Here is a 17,274-nt window from a genome sequence, read left to right as displayed (position 1 = left end):
TGGATCTCCGTGACTCCGGATGACCGCCCACCGTCTCGGACCGATTCGGTGACCCCGTAAATTCCTGGGGTCCTCGGGATGGCGGTGGTCGGTTCTCGTCGACGATGGTACCACCCCGGCACACCGGTGGTGCTAATCCACGCACCGGCGCGGAGGTCGTCCGGCAGGACGCACGGTGCGTCCCCTATCCTTGAGGTCATGGACGCCACCCACCACATGGACGCACGCACCAGATCAGGTCCGGCTCCCAGCACCGCGCCACTGACCGTGTCGACGATGCACGAGTACCCCCTGACAATGGCCTCCGTGCTGGAGTACGGACGCGTCGTCCACGGCACGACGACGGTGCGCACCTACTACGGGGACTCCCCCGAGGACACCACCTTCGCCCAGGTCGGTGGACGCGCCGCGGCCCTGGCCCACGCACTGACCGACGTCGTCGGGGTGGAGACCGGCCAACGTGTCGCCACGTTCATGCCGAACATCACCGAGCACCTGGAGTCCCTGTTCGCGGTGACCTCCATGGGCGCGGTGCTGCAGCCGTTGAACTCCAACCTCGTCGCCGACCAGCTGGTGCACATCATCAACCACGCCGGTGACCAAGTGATCATCTGTTCGCCGCGGTCGTCCCGGCGCCTCGTCCCCGTGATGCCCGACTGCCCCGACGTCCACACCCTCGTCGTCACCGGCACCGGCGGCGACGCCGCGCGCAAGGAACTCTCCGACCTGCTCGCCGACGCCGGACGCGGCAGCATCCGCGTCCTCGGCTACGAGGAGCTCCTCGACGGCTACCCCACCAGCTACGACTGGCCCAACGTCGACGAGACGTCCCCCGCCGCACTGCTGTACTCCACCGGCACCACGGGTGCGCCGAAGGGCGTGGCCTACTCGCACCGGTCGATGTGGCTGCACGCGATGAACCTGCGCACCCCCGACTCCTTCGGGATCCGCAACGGGCACAGTTTCCTGTGCGCCGTACCGATCTTCCACGTGTTGAGCTGGGGCGTGCCCATCGCCGCGTTCATGGCCGGCACCCCCCTGGTGTTCCCCGGCGGCGCCGGCGGACCCGCCCACCTGGCGCACGTCATCGCCGACGCCATGCCCCGCATGGCCCACGGCGCGCCCAGCGTGTGGATGCAGCTGGTGGTCCACTACCAGCACACCCCGCCGGAGAAGATGAGCCTGCAGGAGATCATCTCGGGAGGCGCCCCAGTCCCGCCAGCCTTGATCGACGCCTGGGAGGAGCGGTACGGCGTGGACATGATCCACTCCTGGGGCATGACCGAGACCGGCCCGGTCGGCACCGTCGCCCGCACACCCGTCGGTGTCGGCGGTGAGGCCCGGCGGCGCTACCGCGACAGCCAGGGCCGCTTCCCCATCGGCATGGAGTTCCGCGTCGTCGGCGAGGACGGCACCCCGCAGCAGGCCAACGACCGCTCCAGCGGCGAGATCCAGGTGCGCGGCAACTGGGTGACCACGGACTACCACCACTCGCCCGCCTCCGCCGAGGGTGGGGCCGCCCACGTCTTCCGTGGCTCCGACGTCGACGACAACGACGACGCGGCCGGACGCTTCACCGACGACGGGTGGTTACGGACCGGCGACATCGGCACGATCACCCGCGACGGCTACCTCACCGTGCACGACCGCCAGACCGACACCATCCGCTCCGGCGGGGAGTGGATCTACTCGGCGATCCTGGAGAACATCGTCATGGAGTCCGTCGTGGTCGCGGAGGCCGCGGTCATCGGTGTGCCGGACGAACGCTGGGGGCAGCGTCCCCTCGCCGTCGTGGTGACCACCCCCGGGGTGGAGCGTGGACGCGGGACCGCCGAGGAACTGGCGGCCGCGGTGGCCACGAAGGTCCCGCGGTGGATGGCACCGGAGTACTGGACGTTCGTCGACCGCATCGACAAGACCTCCGTCGGCAAGTTCGACAAGAAGGACCTGCGCGCCCACCTCACCGACGGCGAGTTCGACGTGATCAAACTGCGAGGCCCCGGCGAGCCGAAGCCCGCCGGGGAGGAGCAGTAGAGGTCGTAAGAGGCTAGTGGACCTCGACGCTGGCGCGGCGTCCCACACCGGTCTCCAGCACGCCGATGTCGCGGCCACGGGCCTCGTCGAGGAGTGCGGGGTCGACCGGGGTGGTCGACAGCACCATCACCGTGGGGCCGGCCCCTGACAGGAACGCCGGGAAGCCCAGGTTGCGCAGCCGGTTGACCCACTCGGTGGTCACGGGGAGCACCTCCGCACGGTACGGCTGGTGCAGCCGGTCGCGGGTGGCCTCCCACAGCAGATCGGGGTGCGAGCTCAGCGCCAGGGGCAGCAGTGCCGCCCGGGACACGTTGAAGCGTGCGTCCTGGTGCGAGACGTCGCTGGGCAGCACGCGGCGCACCGCCTCGGTGGAGGCGTGGAAGTCCGGGACCAGGGCGGTCGCCGCGATGTCCGGGTGCACCGGCACGGCCACGGCGTGGTACTCCGGGGCGCTGCGCCCGTCCACGGGGATGTTCGTCCAGGACACCACTCCCCCGCCGAGCACGCAGGCCGCGGCGTTGTCCGGGTGGCCCTCGAACGCGGAGGACAGCTGGATCAGCGTGTCGTCGTCCAGGGCACCGGTGGGGTGCTCACCGCCGGCCAGGGCGCTGGCGGCGGCGACCCCGGCGACCGCCGCGGCGGCCGAGGAGCCCAGTCCGCGCGAATGCGGGATGTTGTTGTGGCAGACGATACGCAGCCCGCCCACGCCCACACCGGCCTCACGCAGGCCCGAGCGCAGGGCGCGGACCACCAGGTGACGCTCGTCGAGGGGGACCTCCCCCTCACCCTGCCCGTGCACGGAGATGTCCAGGCCGGCGTCGGTGGACTCCACCTCGACGGTGTCGTACAGGCCCACGGCCAGGCCCAGGGTGTCGAAACCCGGACCGAGGTTCGCCGTGGAGGCCGGCACCGTGACCGTCACCCGACGTCCGGCGGCAAGGGTGCGCTCGGTCATGCGAGTTCCAGTGCCTCTGCCACGGCATTGGTGTCCACGTCGATCGGGGTGGGCTCCGGCATCTCGCTGAGCGCGGTCGTCGGGTCCTTCAGACCGTGACCGGTCACGGTGCAGACGATGCGCTGGCCCGGCTCGATCGAGCCCTCGGCGTGGGCGGCGAGCAGGCCGGCCACCGAGGAGGCGGACGCCGGCTCGACGAACACGCCCTCACGGGCGGCGATCAGGCGGTAGGCCTCGAGGATCTTCTCGTCGGTGGCGGCGCGGAAGGATCCGCCGGACTCCTCCTTGGCGGCGACGGCCTGGTGCCAGGACGCCGGGTTGCCGATACGGATGGCGGTGGCCACGGTCTCCGGCTCGAGCACCGGTTCACCGCTGACCAGGGGTGCGGCACCGGCGGCCTGCACGCCGAGCATCACCGGACGCTTCGTGGACAGACCTGCCTCGGCGTACTGCGAGTAGCCCTTCCAGTAGGCGGTGATGTTGCCGGCGTTGCCGACCGGCAGGGCGTGGATGTCGGGTGCGTCGCCCAGGGCGTCGACGATCTCGAAGGCGGCGGTCTTCTGGCCCTCGATACGCATCGGGTTGACCGAGTTGACCAGGGCGATCTCCGGGAAGTCGGTGGTGGTCTTGCGCACGAGCTCGAGGCAGTCGTCGAAGTTGCCGCGCACCTGGATGATCTTCGCACCGTGCATCACGGCCTGCGACAGCTTGCCCTGGGCGATCTTGCCCTCGGGGATCAGCACGGCGGAGGCGATGCCGGCACGTGCGGCGTAGGCCGCGGCCGAGGCCGAGGTGTTGCCGGTGGAGGCGCACATCAGCACCTTCTTGCCGGCGTGCACGGCGTCGGTGACCGCCACGGTCATGCCGCGGTCCTTGAAGGAACCGGTGGGGTTGGCACCCTCGACCTTCAGCCACACGTCGCACCCGGTGACCTCGGAGATGTGGTTCGCCCGGATCAGCGGGGTCCCACCCTCGTTGAGGGTGACCGGCTCCCAGTCCGCGGCGAAGGGCATCCAGTCGCGGTACTCGTTGATCAGGCCGGTCCAGTGGTGGAGCACCGGGGTGCGGTTGTCGGTCATCAGTTGCCTTCCATTCGGATCACGCTGTTGACTGCCTTCACGGCGTCGAGGTTCTTGAGGTTGTCCACGGTGGACTCCAGGTCGCTCTCGGCGGCGTGGTGGGTGATGACGACCAGGCGTGCCCCGTCGTCACCGGCCTCCTCCTGGCGCACGGTCTTCAGCGAGACGCCCTGCACGGAGAAGGTGGAGGACACCTCGGCCAGCACCCCGGGACGGTCCTCGACGACCATGTCCACGTGGTAGCGGGTGCGCACCGAGCCGAAGTCGCCGACCGGCAGGTTGGCGTAGGTGGACATGCCGGGCGCACGTCCACCGTGCACGATGTTGCGTGCGGCGGCGACCACGTCGCCGAGCACCGCGGAGGCGGTGGGGGCGCCACCGGCGCCGTTGCCGTAGAACATGAGGCGTCCTGCGTACTCGGCGACGACGAAGATGGCGTTGAAGGACTCGCTCACGCTGGACAGCGGGTGGTCCAGCGGGATCAGCGCGGGGTACACGCGCGCGGAGACCGACTCCTCGCCGTTGTCGTCGACGAGGCGCTCGCAGATGCCCAGCAGCTTGATGGTGCAGTCGGCGGCCTTGGCGGCGGCGATGTCGTCGACGCTGATCGAGCGGATGCCCTCGACGTGCACGTCGTCGATGCTGACCGGCGAGTGGAACGCCAGCGACGCCAGGATGGCGGCCTTGGACGCCGCGTCGTAGCCGTCGACGTCGGCGGAGGGGTCGGCCTCGGCGTAGCCCAGTGCGGTGGCCTCGGCGAGCATCTCGTCGTAGGACGCGCCGCGCCTGTACATCGCGTCGAGGATGAAGTTCGTGGTGCCGTTGACGATGCCCATGACCTGGTTGACCTTGTCACCGGCCAGGGAGCGGCGCAGCGGGCCGACCACCGGGATGGCGGCGGCGACGGCGGCCTCGAAGAACAGGTCGGCGCCGGAGGAGTCGGCGGCCTCGGAGAGCTCGTCGGCGTGTGCGGCGACCAGCGCCTTGTTCGCCGTGACCACGGACTTGCCGGCACGCAGGGCGGCGAGCACCACGGTGCGCGGGTAGTCGATGCCGCCGATGACCTCGATGACCAGGTCGATGTCGTCACGGCCGACCAGGCCGAAGGCGTCGTCGGTGAGCAGCTCGGAGGGCACGCCCGGGCGCGGCTTGGAGAGGTCGGAGACCGCGATGCCGCGGACCTCGATCGGGCCGCCGGTGCGTGCGGTGAAGTCCGCCGCGTTGTCCTCGAGGATGCGGAGCACCTCGGTACCCACGGTACCCATGCCCAGCAGCGCTACGCCGACGGTGGGCGCGGCATTGTTGTCAGCCTGATCAGCCATTACTCTCCCGTTGTTGTGTCGTGTGGGGTTGCCCCGCGTGAAGATTCGTTTTCCTGATGATAAACCATCAGAAATTCTCGAGTGCCATGACGTCCTCCACTGTCTCCCGGCGGATCATCTCCCGGGACTCCCCGTCGGAGACGACGACCACCGGGGGCCGGGTCATCATGTTGTAGCGCGAGGACATCATGTAGCAGTACGCCCCCGTCGCCGGGATGGCGAGCAGGTCGCCGGGGACGATGTCATCGGGCATGAGGGTGTCGTTGACCAGGATGTCCCCGGACTCGCAGTGGCTGCCGACCACGCGGGTGGCGACCAGCTCGCCGCTCGCCTCCCGGTTGGCCAGACGGCAGTCGTACTCCGCCTGGTAGAGGGCGGGACGGATGTTGTCGCTCATGCCACCGTCCACGGAGATGTAGCGGCGCACGGTGTCGTCGGAGGTGTGCACGTCCTTGACGGTGCCGACCCGGTAGAGCGTGACGGTCGAGGGGCCGACGACCGCGCGGCCCGGCTCCACGTTGACCACCGGCGCGGCGACCCCGTAGGACGCGGCCTTCGCCGCGACCCGCTCGAGCAGGTCGCCGGCGACGGCCTCGACGTCGAGGGCCTCCTGGTCGGGGGTGTAGGCGATGCCGTAGCCGCCGCCGAGGTCGAGCACGTCGAGCGCTTCGGTCTCGGATGCGTCGTGCGTGGACTCGCCGCTGACGAGGCGGACCCACAGTCCCAGCAGGCGGTCGGCGGCCAGGGCGAAACCGTCGGCGTCGAAGACCTGCGAGCCGACGTGGCAGTGCAGCCCGCGCAGGCGCAGCCCCTCGGTGGACAGGCAGGTCATGCAGGCGTCCTCGGCCGAGCCGGAGGCCAGCGAGAAGCCGAACTTCTGGTCCTCGTGGCTGGTGGCGATGAACTCGTGGGTGTCGGCGTGCACGCCCGGCTTCACCCGCACCAGGACGTCCTGGCGACGTCCCTCCTGCCGGGCGATCTCGGCAACACGCTCGATCTCGATGACCGAGTCGATCACGATGAGCTCCACACCGGCGCGCACGGCGGCGGTGATGAACCCGCGGTTCTTGTTGTTGCCGTGCACGGTGATGCGCTCCGGCGGGAAACCGGCGGCCAGGGCCACGGCGAGCTCGCCGTGGCTGGCCACGTCGAGCGCCAGGCCTTCCTCGTCGATCCAGCGGCACACGGTGCGCGACAGGAACGCCTTGGACGCGTAGTGCACCCGTTCCCCACCGCCGAAGGCGACGGCGAGACGACGGCAGCGCGCGCGGAAGTCGGCCTCGTCCATCACGAACTGGGCCGTGCCGTGGCGCTCGGCGAGGTCGGTGACGCGGTTGCCGGCGATGACCAGCTCGCCCTCACCGGTGCGTCCCGAGGACATCGGGAAGACGTGCGCGGGAATCTTGTTGAAGTCCTCGAGGGTCTCGGTGCGCTTACGCAGCGGGATCTGGGGCAGGTGGACGTCAGGATCCATGGTGGCGGGTCACATCCTCTCCGGTGCGGAAACCCCGAGCAGGCCCAGGGCGTTGGCGAGTACACGTCGGGTGGCGTCGGCCAGGGCCAGACGGGCCAGGAAGATCGCGGCGGTGTCGGCGCCGTTGGGCTCGTCCGACTTCGGCAGGACCTGGCACGAGTCGTAGAAGCGGTGGAAGGTGCCCGCGAGGTGCTCGGCGTACCGGGCGATGCGGTGCGGCTCACGCAGCTCGGCGGCCGTGGCGACCACACCCGGGAACTCGCCCAGCGTACGGATCAGGTCACCCTCGCGTTCGTGGTCGAGCAGTGAGAAGTCCAGCGTGGAGAGGTCCTCGGGGATCTCCACACCCAACGAGGCGGCCTTGCGCTGAAGCGAGCACAGACGCGCGTGGCCGTACTGCACGTAGTAGACCGGGTTGTCGCTGGTCTCGCTGGCCCACAGGCTCATGTCGATGTCCAGCGAGGAGTCCACGGACGTGCGGATCAGCGCGTAGCGGGCGGCGTCCACACCGATCGCCTCGACGAGGTCGTCGAGGGTGATCACGGTGCCGGCGCGCTTGGACATGCGCACGGCCTTGCCGTCCTGCACGAGGTTGACCATCTGGCCGATGAGGACCTCGACCTGGTCGGAGTCGTAGCCCAGGGCGGAGGCCGCGGCCTTGAGCCGGGCGATGTAGCCGTGGTGGTCGGCGCCGAGCATGTAGATGCACAGGTTGTGCCCGCGGTCGATCTTGTCGGCGATGTAGGCGATGTCGCCGGCGATGTAGGCGGCGTTGCCGTCGGACTTGATGACCACCCGGTCCTTGTCGTCACCGAACTCGGAGGACCGCAGCCACCAGGCGCCCTCGGCCTCGTAGAGGTTGCCGTTGTCCTTCAGGGTGGCGATGGCCTTGTCCACCGCACCGGACTCGAACAGGGCGTTCTCGTGGAAGTACACGTCGAACTCGGTGCCGAACTCGGCGAGGGTGCGCTTGATGTGCGCGAACATCAGCTCCACGCCCTGGGAGCGGAAGATCTCCTGGATGGTGGCGTCGTCGTTGTCCGCCCAGTCCGGGGTGGCCTCGATGACCTGGTTGGCGATGTCGGCGATGTACTCTCCGCCGTAACCGTCCTCGGGGGCCTTCTCGTTCTTCGCGGAGGCGACCAGCGACCGGGCGAACCGGTCGATCTGGGTGCCGTGGTCGTTGAAGTAGTACTCGCGGGTCACCGCCGCACCGCGGGCGGCGAGGATGCGGCCCAGGGAGTCGCCGACGGCCGCCCAGCGGGTACCGCCCAGGTGGATGGGGCCGGTGGGGTTGGCGGAGACGAACTCGAGGTTGATGCGCTGCTCGGCGTAGTCGTCGCCGGTGCCGTAGGAGTCGCCGGCGGTGATGATGTCGGCGACGAGCTTGCCCTGGGCGTCGGCGGCGAGCCGGATGTTGATGAAACCGGGGCCGGCGATGGAGGCCTCGTCCACCCCGTCGACCTTCCCGAGTGCCTCGGCGAGCCAGGTGCCGAGTTCACGGGGGTTGGTGCCGGCCTTCTTCGCTGTCTGCAGCGCGATGTTGGTGGCGTAGTCGCCGTGCTCCGGGTTGCGGGGACGTTCGACGGTGGCCAGGTCAGGCACGACGGCGGGGTCGAGATCATGCTCCGTCAGGACGGTGCGGGTGGTCTCGGTAATGATGGAGGCGAGTTCAGCTGGGGTCACAACCCACGAGAGTAACAAGTCCGGGGTTGGACTCCGCGAATCGCGTCCCGTCCGGGGGTTTTGCGGTGGCACGGATCCGCGGTGCTATAGTGACCGCATTGCCTCCGTAGCTCAGGGGATAGAGCACTGGTTTCCGGTACCAGCGGTCGGACGTTCGAATCGTCTCGGGGGCACACTGATGCGGCCCGATCACCATCGTCGATGGTGGTCGGGCCGCTTCTCGATGTCAGCCCTGCAGCTGCGCCATGGAGGTCACCGTGGCCCCGGGGACGCCGTCGAACCGTGCGGGGTCGCAGGTGAGCACGATGATCTGGTTGGTCCTGCCGAGCTGTGACAGCACCACGTTCATCCGCTGCACCCGCGCGGAGTCGGCGAAACCGAGGGCGTCGTCGATGACCACCGGCACGCCCTCCCCCTTGCCCACGATGTCGGCGACGGCGAGGCGGGACAGGATCGACAGCTGTTCCCTGGCGCCGCCGGACAGCTGCGCGGCGTCGAGTGCGGTGGAGTCCAGCACCCGGCGCGAGATGCGCAGGTCCTCGTCGAACTCGATGGTGACCGCCCGGCCGTAGAGGGTGCGGGCGAGCTTCTCCACGGAGGCCCGGTAGGGCGCCTCGTAGCGACGTCGCGCATCGTCACGGGCGGCCTGCACCGCCTGGTGGAGTGCGTCGGCGGCCTGGGCCTGGCGGTGGACGCGTTCCCGGGTACGACGGGCGCGTTGCAGCCGGGAGGTGGCCGCCTCCATGCGTTCGGCGACACCGCTGTGTTCACCGAGCGCACCGTTGGCCCCGGAGATCTCGTGGCCGATGCGGTCGGCGCGGTCACGCAGTCGCTTCACCCGTGACTGGGCACCCTCGGCGAGCCCTTCGAGCGTGTCGAGGTCGCCGGCGCTGTGGTCGGTCTCTGCGAGCAGGGCGTCCAACTCCCCCTGTGCCGTGGCAACGTCCTGGCTGGCACCGCTCACCTGCTGTCGCAGGTGGTCGTCGTCGACGTCGGCGCGCATGTTCTCCAGGGCCGTGGCGATGGTGCCCACCCGGGCGTCGGCGCGGTCACGTTCCTCCACCCTGCTGTTCAGCACGGCGACGGCCCCGGTGCGTGCCAGGGTGTCGAGGTCCTCCCTGGTCTTCTCCGCCTGCGCCTCAGCCTCGTCGACCTGCCGGGTCACCTCACCGGTGCCGGAGGTCGCAGAGGGGGCGGACGTCGCGGAACCGGCCTCGTCGGGGAGCTCGACCTCGCCGTCGGGATCCTCCTCGGCGATGAGGTCGTGGGCGGCGGTGGCCGCGGTGTCGGCGGCGCGGTGGTCCCGGTCGTTCTCCTCGATCTTCTGGCGGTGCTCGTCCAAGGACAGTCCGCCGGTGGCCTGGCTCAGGGTGATGCGCAGTTCCCCGAGCGACTCCTGGAGCACACGCCTGGCCTCTGCCTGCCCCGCCACGTCCTCGATCGTGGAGACCCCTGCCTCGGTGAGGGCGGCGCGAAGGGACGTCTGCGTCCTCTCGACCTCGGCGTCGAGGTCACCGCTCTCGAGCTGCCCGTCCTTGCCCCGGGCCGGGGTGACGCTGACGGTGACGTCGCCGAACTCCAGTGCCCGCGGGGAGGTGACCCGCAGGCTCTCGGGAACCTCGGCGAGTTCGTGGTCGCCGCCGTCCACGCGGAAGTGTGTCCCCGCCGGCCCGCTGACCTCGACGAGTGTCGCCGAGGCATCACGGACACCGAGGGCCCGGTGGTGCTCGGCCTCGACCTGCCGGATCTTCGACTCCAGCTCCGGTGTGACGGGGTTCTCGGCGAGTTGCCGCCGGGTCTCCTCGATCTTCCGGGAGACCTCCTCCGCCTTCTCCTGTTGTTCGGCGAGTACCTGGCGGGTCTGTGCCACCGCCGCCCGGCGCTCCCTGGCGTCGAGGTACCTGCCGTAGGCGGAGAGGGTGCGGGCACGGCGTCGCAGTTGCGCCAGTGTTTCGCGCAGCTGCGCCTCGCGGTGGCGTTCCCCGTCGGCGGCCTCCGTCGCGGCGGTGACGGCCGTGGCGGCGGCATCCCGGACCGTGGTCGCCTCGGTCAGTTCGGCCACCCGGTCCTCACGCACCTGGAGTCGCTGCTCCGCCAGTTCCAGTGCCTGCTTCGCCCTGGTCACCACAAGGGTGTGCTCGTCGATCCTGCGCTGGCGCTCACGGCCCTTCTCCAGGTCTGCGGCGGTCGATTGCGCCTCGGCACGTGCCTTCGGCTCCTGGCGGGTGACCTCGTCCTTCTCGGCACGCAGGCGTTCGAGGTCGGTGATCAGCTTCTGCGCCTGGTCGTAGGCGTACTCGGCGGTGCGGTGCTCGTCCTCGGCCACCGCCAGTTCATCGTCGGCCGCCTTGAGCTCCTTCGACGCCCTGCCACCCGGGGTGAAGTAGCGGGCCCGTTCGGCGGCGATACGGTCGACCAGGGTCGATGCCGCACCGATGTCGCCCTGGTCCCCCGCGGCGGGGTCGTCGACCCCGGTCTCCTCGGCCAGCGCCCGTTCCAGCGGTCCGAGGCCGGCGGCGGCCAGCTGGTCGAGACTCGCCCCCTGCTCCACCGTGAGGGCGTCCAGCAGGTCGGTGTCGACCTCGCCACGCAGGATCTCGGCGAAGCGGTCGGAGGCCTCACGTCCGGTGAGGCTCTCCGCGCGCGGCGAGCTGACCTGCAGTTCACACCGTCCGGTGCCCTTGTTGTAGGCCTTGGTGAGGTGCAGTTCCATGTCCCCGACGAGCATCTGCGCACTGATCGTGGTCGGCTCGTCGACGCCGACGTCCTTGAGCGCCTTGACCTCCCGCTTGCGTGAGCTGGTGGGCGTGTCGTCGAGCAGCAGCCGGATCGCGCGCAACAGGGTGGACTTGCCCACCTCGTTGGGCCCGTGGACCACGAGCACCCCGTTGTCCGGGAACTCCACGTGGGCGTGCTCGACCCCCGCCACATGCGACAGGGTCAGTGACCTGATTTTCAGCATCGTCTTGTTCCTAGCTCCCCTTCTGTGCGCTGAGCCGGTAGAGCAGGCGAAGCGCGTCCTGGGCGGTCTCGTCCTCGTGGGCACCGCGGTCGGCGAGGTGTCTCGCCGCCACTCCGACGACCCCCGGCCAGTCCGCGCCCACCAGCTCCTGGTCGCCCGGGACGACGTGCAGGTCCATCAGCCGTTGCCGTTCGTACAGTGCGGCGAACGCCGGACGCATCCGTTCCATCTCCTGGTCCAGCACCGCCGCGGTCGCCAGGTCGACGGTGCCGGTCAGCGCGTACTTCACCACGGTGGTGCGTTTCTCCTGCATCTCCTCGAGTCGGCCGATCCACTCCTCGACGTCCTGTGGACCGTTGATCTGGGCCGACAACGCCTGGAACCGCCAGCGCCCGGTGCGGATATCCTCGACCCCCACGGTGGACGCGGGCCGGCCGGCTACCGGGGTGATGTCCACGATCAGGGCGTGGCCCGAGCGGCCTTCACCGCCGCCGTCCTCCTCACGGAAGTCGGTGACCTCGGGGCTGCCGGAGTACCAGACGGTCCCGTCCTGGTGCAGGCACCCCACCGAATGGGTGTCGCCCAGGGCGAGGAAGTCGATGACCCCGTCACGGCAGGCCGCTGCGGCGGCGTCGACGTCGATGACCGCCGGGTCGCCGCCGGAGGTCCGCGACTGGGTCGCGCCGTGCCCCACGAGGATGCGCACCGCGCCCGGCTGCTTCTGCTCCAGCCCCCCGGCCTCCGCATCATCGCCGGTACCGGCGGAGCTGATTCCAGCGCCCGACCCGGACAGCGCGGAGGCCACCGGGTCGGCGCTCATGTACTTCGACAACAGAGGCGCGCCGAGGATCTCGGCAGGCACCGCACCGTCCACCTCTTCCTCACCCCGGGCGACGGTACGCGGCCGGCTGTCAGTGAGGACCTGCACGGTCGGCGCGAGGTCGTCGAACTCCCGGGACCGGTAGACACTGGCTGCGTCGTAGGGGTCGTGGTTACCCGGCAGCAGGAACACCGGGACCGGGCTGCGCCGCAGGATGTCCACGGCCCGGCGCCACGTGACCGGGTCGACGAGGTTGTCGTCGAAGACGTCACCGGCCACGACCACGGCGGCGCAGCCACGCTCACCGGCGGTGACGAGCAGCCGCTCCACCGCGGCCAGACGTGCCTCCCGGTACCGGGGCCCCGCCTCGTCGCCGAGGAACCAACGGTCCATGCCCAGCTGCCAGTCGGAGGTGTGCATGAACCGGAACACGCCGTCCTCCGGCAGAGGGGGCAGGCCCACGGGTAACGCCGCTGTCTCAGTCATGGTCACCACTTCTATCATCCGGCCCGGACATCCACGGCTCGCGTTCGAACACCTTGCCCCCGGCTCCGCGCGGACCGTCCTGCCCGTAGGGCTCGCTGGGGTCGTCCAGGGCGGTGAGCGCCTCATAGCACCGGGTCAGCGTGTCGAGCACGCGGAGCTGGTCGGCGTTGTTCCAGCTGAACTTGCGCAGGGCACGGTCCCTGGCCTGTGTGTCCCCCAGCTCGAGGCCGAACTCCATCTCCAGCGGGCCCCAGGACGGGAGGGCCTCCGGGTCGCCCCAGAACTCCGTCGGTGTGTAGGTCGTCGTGTCCTCCTGCGACCCGTCGGAGCCGTCGGCTGCATGATCTTCCCCGCTGCCGCTGGCGGTGCCGTTGCCGTTGCCGTTGCACCCAGCCCACCCGGACGCCCCGGCGTCCCCGGAGCCGTCTGCCTTCCCCGTGTCCTCGTCCGACCAGCCCGTCGGGGGGCTGACCGCGCCTCCGGTCGCAGCAAGCAGCTCCTCCACGTCGACTCCGCGCCATGCGAGGAACTCCGCGGGGTCCTTGGAGAACCTCTCGGCGAGCGCGTAGGCCACGCAGACCCGGTGCTTGCAGAACTCCGCGAGGTCCGGGCAGGTGCAGAACGAGTCCATGTAGTGCTCGACGCCGAACAGCACACTGGCCACAGACGCCGTCGGACGCATGCCCGCCAGCAGCCGACGGACGTTGTCGGGCTGGTCGCTGCACTCGCCGATGACGAAGTCGACCTGCCGGCGCGTCAGCGGACGCCACCGGATCTGCACCTCGAAAGGTTCCAGCTGGGTACCGCTGACCAGGGCGTCGACCCGCCCGAGTTCGTACTCCATCCGGGTCGCGTGGCCGCCGCGGAAGTAGGTCCGCCCACGCGACAGCCGCGAGGAGTCGGCCTGCGCGGTGGCGGTACGCATGATCTCCTCGGCGGCCCACCCCTCCCTGGCACTCCGGGGTTCCTCGGCGCCCGTACCACGCCGAGCCCGTTTGCCGCCCGCGCCGCCCGCGCCGTCCGAACCGTCCGGCTGCACCGGTGACGTGGGGTCGGGCTGGCGGGCGCGTCCCGGCTTCTTCGTGGCGCCACGACCGCGGCTGAAGTCCGCGGACACCACGTTGTCGCCCCACTCGGGCTGGGGGATGCCGATCCTCTCCCTGGCCTTGCGACGTTCGTCCCAGCGGTTACTCATCGTTATCCCCGTTCCCTTCCCTCTCACCGGCGCGTCCGCGGGTGGCGGGCTCCGCCCTGTCGCTGCCGGCGGACGTCCTGTCCACGGTGGAGCGCCTGAGCATCCAGAGCTCGGCGAGGTCGCCGTCGTCCAGCTTCGCGATCCACCCCTCACCCGTGGTGACGATGTCTCCCGCCAGCTCACGTTTCGAACTCAGGATGTCGTTGATGCGTTCGTCCAGGGTACCCACGGAGACCAGCTTGTGGACGGTCACCTCGCGTCCCTGCCCGATCCGGTAGGCCCGGTCGGTGGCCTGGTCCTCGACCGCCGGGTTCCACCACCGGTCGATGTGCACCACCACGCTGGCGTGGGTCAGCGTGATGCCGGTCCCTCCGGCCCGTGTCGACAGGATCATCACCTTCGGCCCGTCGTCGGACTGGAAGCCGTCGACCATCCTCGTGCGCTCACCACGGCTGAGTCCGCCGTGCAGCACCGGGACACCACCGTCGGCGAGCTCACCGAAGTTGCGCTGCAGTTCCGGAGCGAGCATCGCCCCGAAGGACGGGAACTGGGTGAACACCAGCACCTTGCGGCCACTGGCGAGTGCCTCCTCCACGATCTCGAAGAGTCGCTCGACCTTCTTCGACCGGTGCCGTCCGTTCTTCATCAGCCCGGACCCGTCGCCGGTGAAGTGCGCCGGGTGGTTGCAGATCTGCTTGATGCGCACCAGGGCGCCGAGGATGATCCCGCTGCGACCCTTGCCCTTCGCCTCGGCGATCCGACGCTCCAGGCTCGAGGTGTACGCCTCGTAGAGCGCCGCCTGCTCCTCGGTCAGCGGCACCTGGTCGATGACCTCGTGCTTGTCCGGGAGGTTCAGCCCCACCGACTCGTCGTCCTTGACCCGGCGCAGGATGAAGGGTTCCACGAGCCTGCGCAACTGGTCGCGGCTGTCGTCGTTCTCCCCCTTCTCCGCCGGCATCGCCAACCGGTTCTGGAAGGCCTGGGCGCTGCCCAGGATCCCCGGGTTGCAGAAGTTGAGGATCGAATGCAGCTCCGCCAGGCGGTTCTCCACCGGGGTACCGGTCAACGCCAGCCGGTGGCCGGCGGGGATCAGGCCCACCGCCCGACTCTGCGCGGTACCGGGGTTCTTGATGTTCTGCGCCTCATCGGCGACGACCCGGCCCCAGGTGAGCCGGCCGTAGCGCGCGGGGTTACGGGCCACGGTGCCGTAGGTCGTGAGCACGATGTCGTTGGACGTGGCGCGCTCCACGAAGTCCTTCTCGGCGACCTTCCGGGAACCGTGGTCGACCAGCACCGACAGCCCCGGGACATGGCGATCCACCTCCGAACGCCAGGTGTCGAGCACCGAGGTGGGCGCGATGACCAACGTCGGCCCCTCGACCTCGCCCGCCTCACGCTCCCACGCCAGCAGGCTCAGGACCTGCAGGGTCTTGCCCAGCCCCATGTCGTCGGCGAGGATGGCGCCGATGCGGTGCCGGAACATCCACACCAACCAGTTCAGGCCACGGCGCTGGTGGTCACGCAGCGTCGACTGCACCATGGCGGGGACCTCGACGATCTCCGGCGGGGCCAGGGCGGGACGCCCCTCGTCCTTCCACGGGTTCGGGAAGAAGGAACGAACGAGCCGGTCGAGCCAGCCTTCCGCGTCGACCGTGATCTCCTCCATCCCCGGGCCACCCTCGGACAGGGAGTCCAGCTCCGCGTCGACGAGGTCGACGAGGGTGAGCTGCGCACCGTCCGACCCGTCGCCGGACGCTGCGTCCGCCGCCTCCGCCGCCGCGTCCCGCAGCCTGGCGAAGTAGTTGCGCGCGGCGTTGAGGGAGTTGGTGTCGAGCCGGACGTAGCGCCCGTGAATCTCCACCATCGACGAGGCGCTGGTCATCAGCTCCTCCATCGTCTCGGCGCTGAGCTCCTCCCCGTCGACCGCGATCGACCAGTCGAACGACAGGACCTGGTCCAGGCCCATCTTCCCCGAGCCCGGCCCCTGACCGACAGGGGTGACCTTGACCCGCACGTCCGGTCGCACCCGCGACCACGCCCGCGGCACGAGGACCTCGATGCCGCTGGAGGACAGCGCCTGGACGCCCTCTCCCAGCAGGGTCTCCACCTGGGAGATGTCCAGCGCGAGGTAGACCACGCGGTCCTTCTCCGGTCGCCCGGTCAGCGACTCCGACGGCGGGAACCACAGCTTCGTGCGCAGCCACGCCTCCGCGGCCGAGGTGTACTCTCGCAGCTGCGGCCACGCCCGGTAGGCCTGGTCGAGCCCGGTGCGCAGGGACTGACGCACCGACCCGGTGGCCTCGGCTGCCTTGATCGGTTGGGCAGGCCCGTCATCCACCGACAACCTGACCTCCACGCGCCAACACGGCCCGGCCTCCTTGCCCGCCACCCGGTTGTGCCCGGGGGTCACCGCGCCGGCGAGACTGTCCGGTTCCTCCAGGGACAGCACCAGCCGGGTGGACGCCGCGCGGGCCGAGGCACGCCAGCCGTTCAACAGCTCGGCGACCGCCGAGTTGGCCCGCTTGTCGGCCTCCCCGGTGACCAACGAGTGGATGAAGTGGTTCTCCGGAAGTCCTCCGACCAGTTCCATGCGGTCCTGCAACAGCCGCACGCACATCCAGTGCACCAGTTCGTCGGCGGCACGCAGCAGCACGTCCGGCCCCCCGTTGAGGGTGAGCACAGCCGGTGCACCGGCCTGGAACTCGCGCACCACGCGGTTGTGGTCGCCGCTGGTGGACAGACACCAGGTGGGGAACCACCGGCCGTCGGCGAACTGCATCTTCATCATCACCCGGCCGGCGTGGACCGCCTCCAGGAGGAGCTCGTAGAGGCGGATGAACCACAGTGACTCCGGGCTCAGCCCCTCGTCCGAGCCCGCCGAACGCACGTGGCGCGACAACTCGCCGAGCACCTCCAGCGCCTGGTCGGGCGTGTAGCCCTGGGTGGGCAGGTCGAGCGCCAGCACCTTACCCTTCGGCGTCGCCACCTGCACCGGTTCCCGGCGGCGCAACGGGCGTGCCGTCATCAACGTGCGCAGCCGGTCCGGCAGGGCGCCCTCGGCGATCTCGGACGCGTCGACGACGGCGGCATGCCCCTCGACACGTTCCGCCCAGACGTGGAGGCCCTGGCCGTTGAGCCAGAGGAGATGAACCTGGTAGTCAGTCACTCCCCTTGTGTACCACGGGGCACGGACATGGAAACCACGCGCGCACCCGAACGGTCGAACAACGGGCATACCAGCGTGATCCTGGCAGAATCCTG

The 17,274-nt window shown here is 70.0% G+C and carries 10 protein-coding genes and 1 tRNA gene; 2 read left to right on the top strand and 9 right to left on the bottom strand.

The window, feature by feature from the left end; all coding sequences use genetic code 11:
• The first annotated feature begins 216 nt into the window (after positions 1–216).
• Positions 217–2,034 carry a long-chain fatty-acid--CoA ligase gene (locus ACT3S3_RS05145; protein ID WP_301441834.1) on the top strand — a complete coding sequence of 606 codons (1,818 nt, stop codon included), beginning with the start codon at positions 217–219 and terminating at the stop codon, positions 2,032–2,034.
• A gap of 13 nt (positions 2,035–2,047) precedes the next feature.
• On the opposite strand, the gene thrB is transcribed toward ACT3S3_RS05145, so the two are convergent.
• The 5 genes from thrB to argS form a co-directional block, all read right to left on the bottom strand.
• Positions 2,048–2,989, bottom strand: coding sequence for a homoserine kinase (gene thrB, locus ACT3S3_RS05140; protein ID WP_301441828.1), 942 nt, complete (start codon positions 2,987–2,989; stop codon positions 2,048–2,050).
• Entirely contained in the window at positions 2,986–4,068 is a 1,083-nt protein-coding gene (thrC, locus tag ACT3S3_RS05135; RefSeq protein ID WP_301441827.1) for a threonine synthase, read from the bottom strand. The genes thrB and thrC overlap by 4 nt, the downstream gene beginning before the upstream one ends.
• Entirely contained in the window at positions 4,068–5,390 is a 1,323-nt protein-coding gene (locus ACT3S3_RS05130) for a homoserine dehydrogenase (protein WP_441579674.1), read from the bottom strand. The genes thrC and ACT3S3_RS05130 overlap by 1 nt, the downstream gene beginning before the upstream one ends.
• 67 nt (positions 5,391–5,457) lie before the next feature.
• Positions 5,458–6,864, bottom strand: coding sequence for a diaminopimelate decarboxylase (gene lysA, locus ACT3S3_RS05125; RefSeq protein ID WP_441579675.1), 1,407 nt, complete (start codon positions 6,862–6,864; stop codon positions 5,458–5,460).
• 9 nt (positions 6,865–6,873) lie between these two features.
• A complete protein-coding gene (gene argS, locus ACT3S3_RS05120; protein WP_301441824.1) occupies positions 6,874–8,550 on the bottom strand; it encodes an arginine--tRNA ligase in 1,677 nt (558 codons plus the stop codon).
• A gap of 100 nt (positions 8,551–8,650) precedes the next feature.
• On the opposite strand from argS, the gene ACT3S3_RS05115 reads away from it, so the two are divergent.
• Positions 8,651–8,723, top strand: a tRNA-Arg gene (locus ACT3S3_RS05115).
• A gap of 53 nt (positions 8,724–8,776) precedes the next feature.
• Here the strand turns inward: ACT3S3_RS05115 and ACT3S3_RS05110 are convergent.
• Genes ACT3S3_RS05110 through ACT3S3_RS05095 form a run of 4 tightly spaced genes read right to left on the bottom strand, consistent with a single transcriptional unit; the run spans position 8,777 to position 17,179 of the window.
• Complete coding sequence (locus ACT3S3_RS05110) at positions 8,777–11,512, bottom strand: AAA family ATPase (protein ID WP_301441823.1); 2,736 nt, start codon at positions 11,510–11,512, stop codon at positions 8,777–8,779.
• Positions 11,513–11,522: 10 nt separating this feature from the next.
• On the bottom strand, positions 11,523–12,818 hold the full coding sequence (locus ACT3S3_RS05105) for a metallophosphoesterase family protein (RefSeq protein ID WP_444626389.1): 1,296 nt from the start codon (positions 12,816–12,818) through the stop codon (positions 11,523–11,525).
• Entirely contained in the window at positions 12,811–14,013 is a 1,203-nt protein-coding gene (locus ACT3S3_RS05100) for an SWIM zinc finger family protein (protein WP_301441821.1), read from the bottom strand. The genes ACT3S3_RS05105 and ACT3S3_RS05100 overlap by 8 nt, the downstream gene beginning before the upstream one ends.
• Positions 14,006–17,179 (bottom strand): DEAD/DEAH box helicase, encoded by a 3,174-nt coding sequence (locus tag ACT3S3_RS05095; protein ID WP_301441820.1) that lies wholly within the window; start codon positions 17,177–17,179, stop codon positions 14,006–14,008. Before ACT3S3_RS05095 ends, ACT3S3_RS05100 begins: the two co-directional genes overlap by 8 nt.
• Between the last annotated feature and the right edge of the window lie 95 nt (positions 17,180–17,274).

This window comes from Corynebacterium sp. AOP40-4SA-5, assembly GCF_052377355.1.
GTDB lineage: Bacteria > Actinomycetota > Actinomycetes > Mycobacteriales > Mycobacteriaceae > Corynebacterium.
Note: the sequence above shows the minus strand (reverse complement) of the source record. Positions and strands in the feature narration are given on the sequence as shown.

What these genes read in the sequence shown, in the direction of transcription:
- lysA (WP_441579675.1), bottom strand. Translation starts at nt 6,864, where the DNA reads ATGGATCCTGACGTCCACCTGCCCCAGATCCCGCTGCGTAAGCGCACC.
- thrB (WP_301441828.1), bottom strand. Translation starts at nt 2,989, where the DNA reads ATGACCGAGCGCACCCTTGCCGCCGGACGTCGGGTGACGGTCACGGTG.
- ACT3S3_RS05100 (WP_301441821.1), bottom strand. Translation starts at nt 14,013, where the DNA reads ATGAGTAACCGCTGGGACGAACGTCGCAAGGCCAGGGAGAGGATCGGC.
- thrC (WP_301441827.1), bottom strand. Translation starts at nt 4,068, where the DNA reads ATGACCGACAACCGCACCCCGGTGCTCCACCACTGGACCGGCCTGATC.
- ACT3S3_RS05130 (WP_441579674.1), bottom strand. Translation starts at nt 5,390, where the DNA reads ATGGCTGATCAGGCTGACAACAATGCCGCGCCCACCGTCGGCGTAGCG.
- ACT3S3_RS05110 (WP_301441823.1), bottom strand. Translation starts at nt 11,512, where the DNA reads ATGCTGAAAATCAGGTCACTGACCCTGTCGCATGTGGCGGGGGTCGAG.
- ACT3S3_RS05145 (WP_301441834.1), top strand. Translation starts at nt 217, where the DNA reads ATGGACGCACGCACCAGATCAGGTCCGGCTCCCAGCACCGCGCCACTG.
- ACT3S3_RS05105 (WP_444626389.1), bottom strand. Translation starts at nt 12,818, where the DNA reads ATGACTGAGACAGCGGCGTTACCCGTGGGCCTGCCCCCTCTGCCGGAG.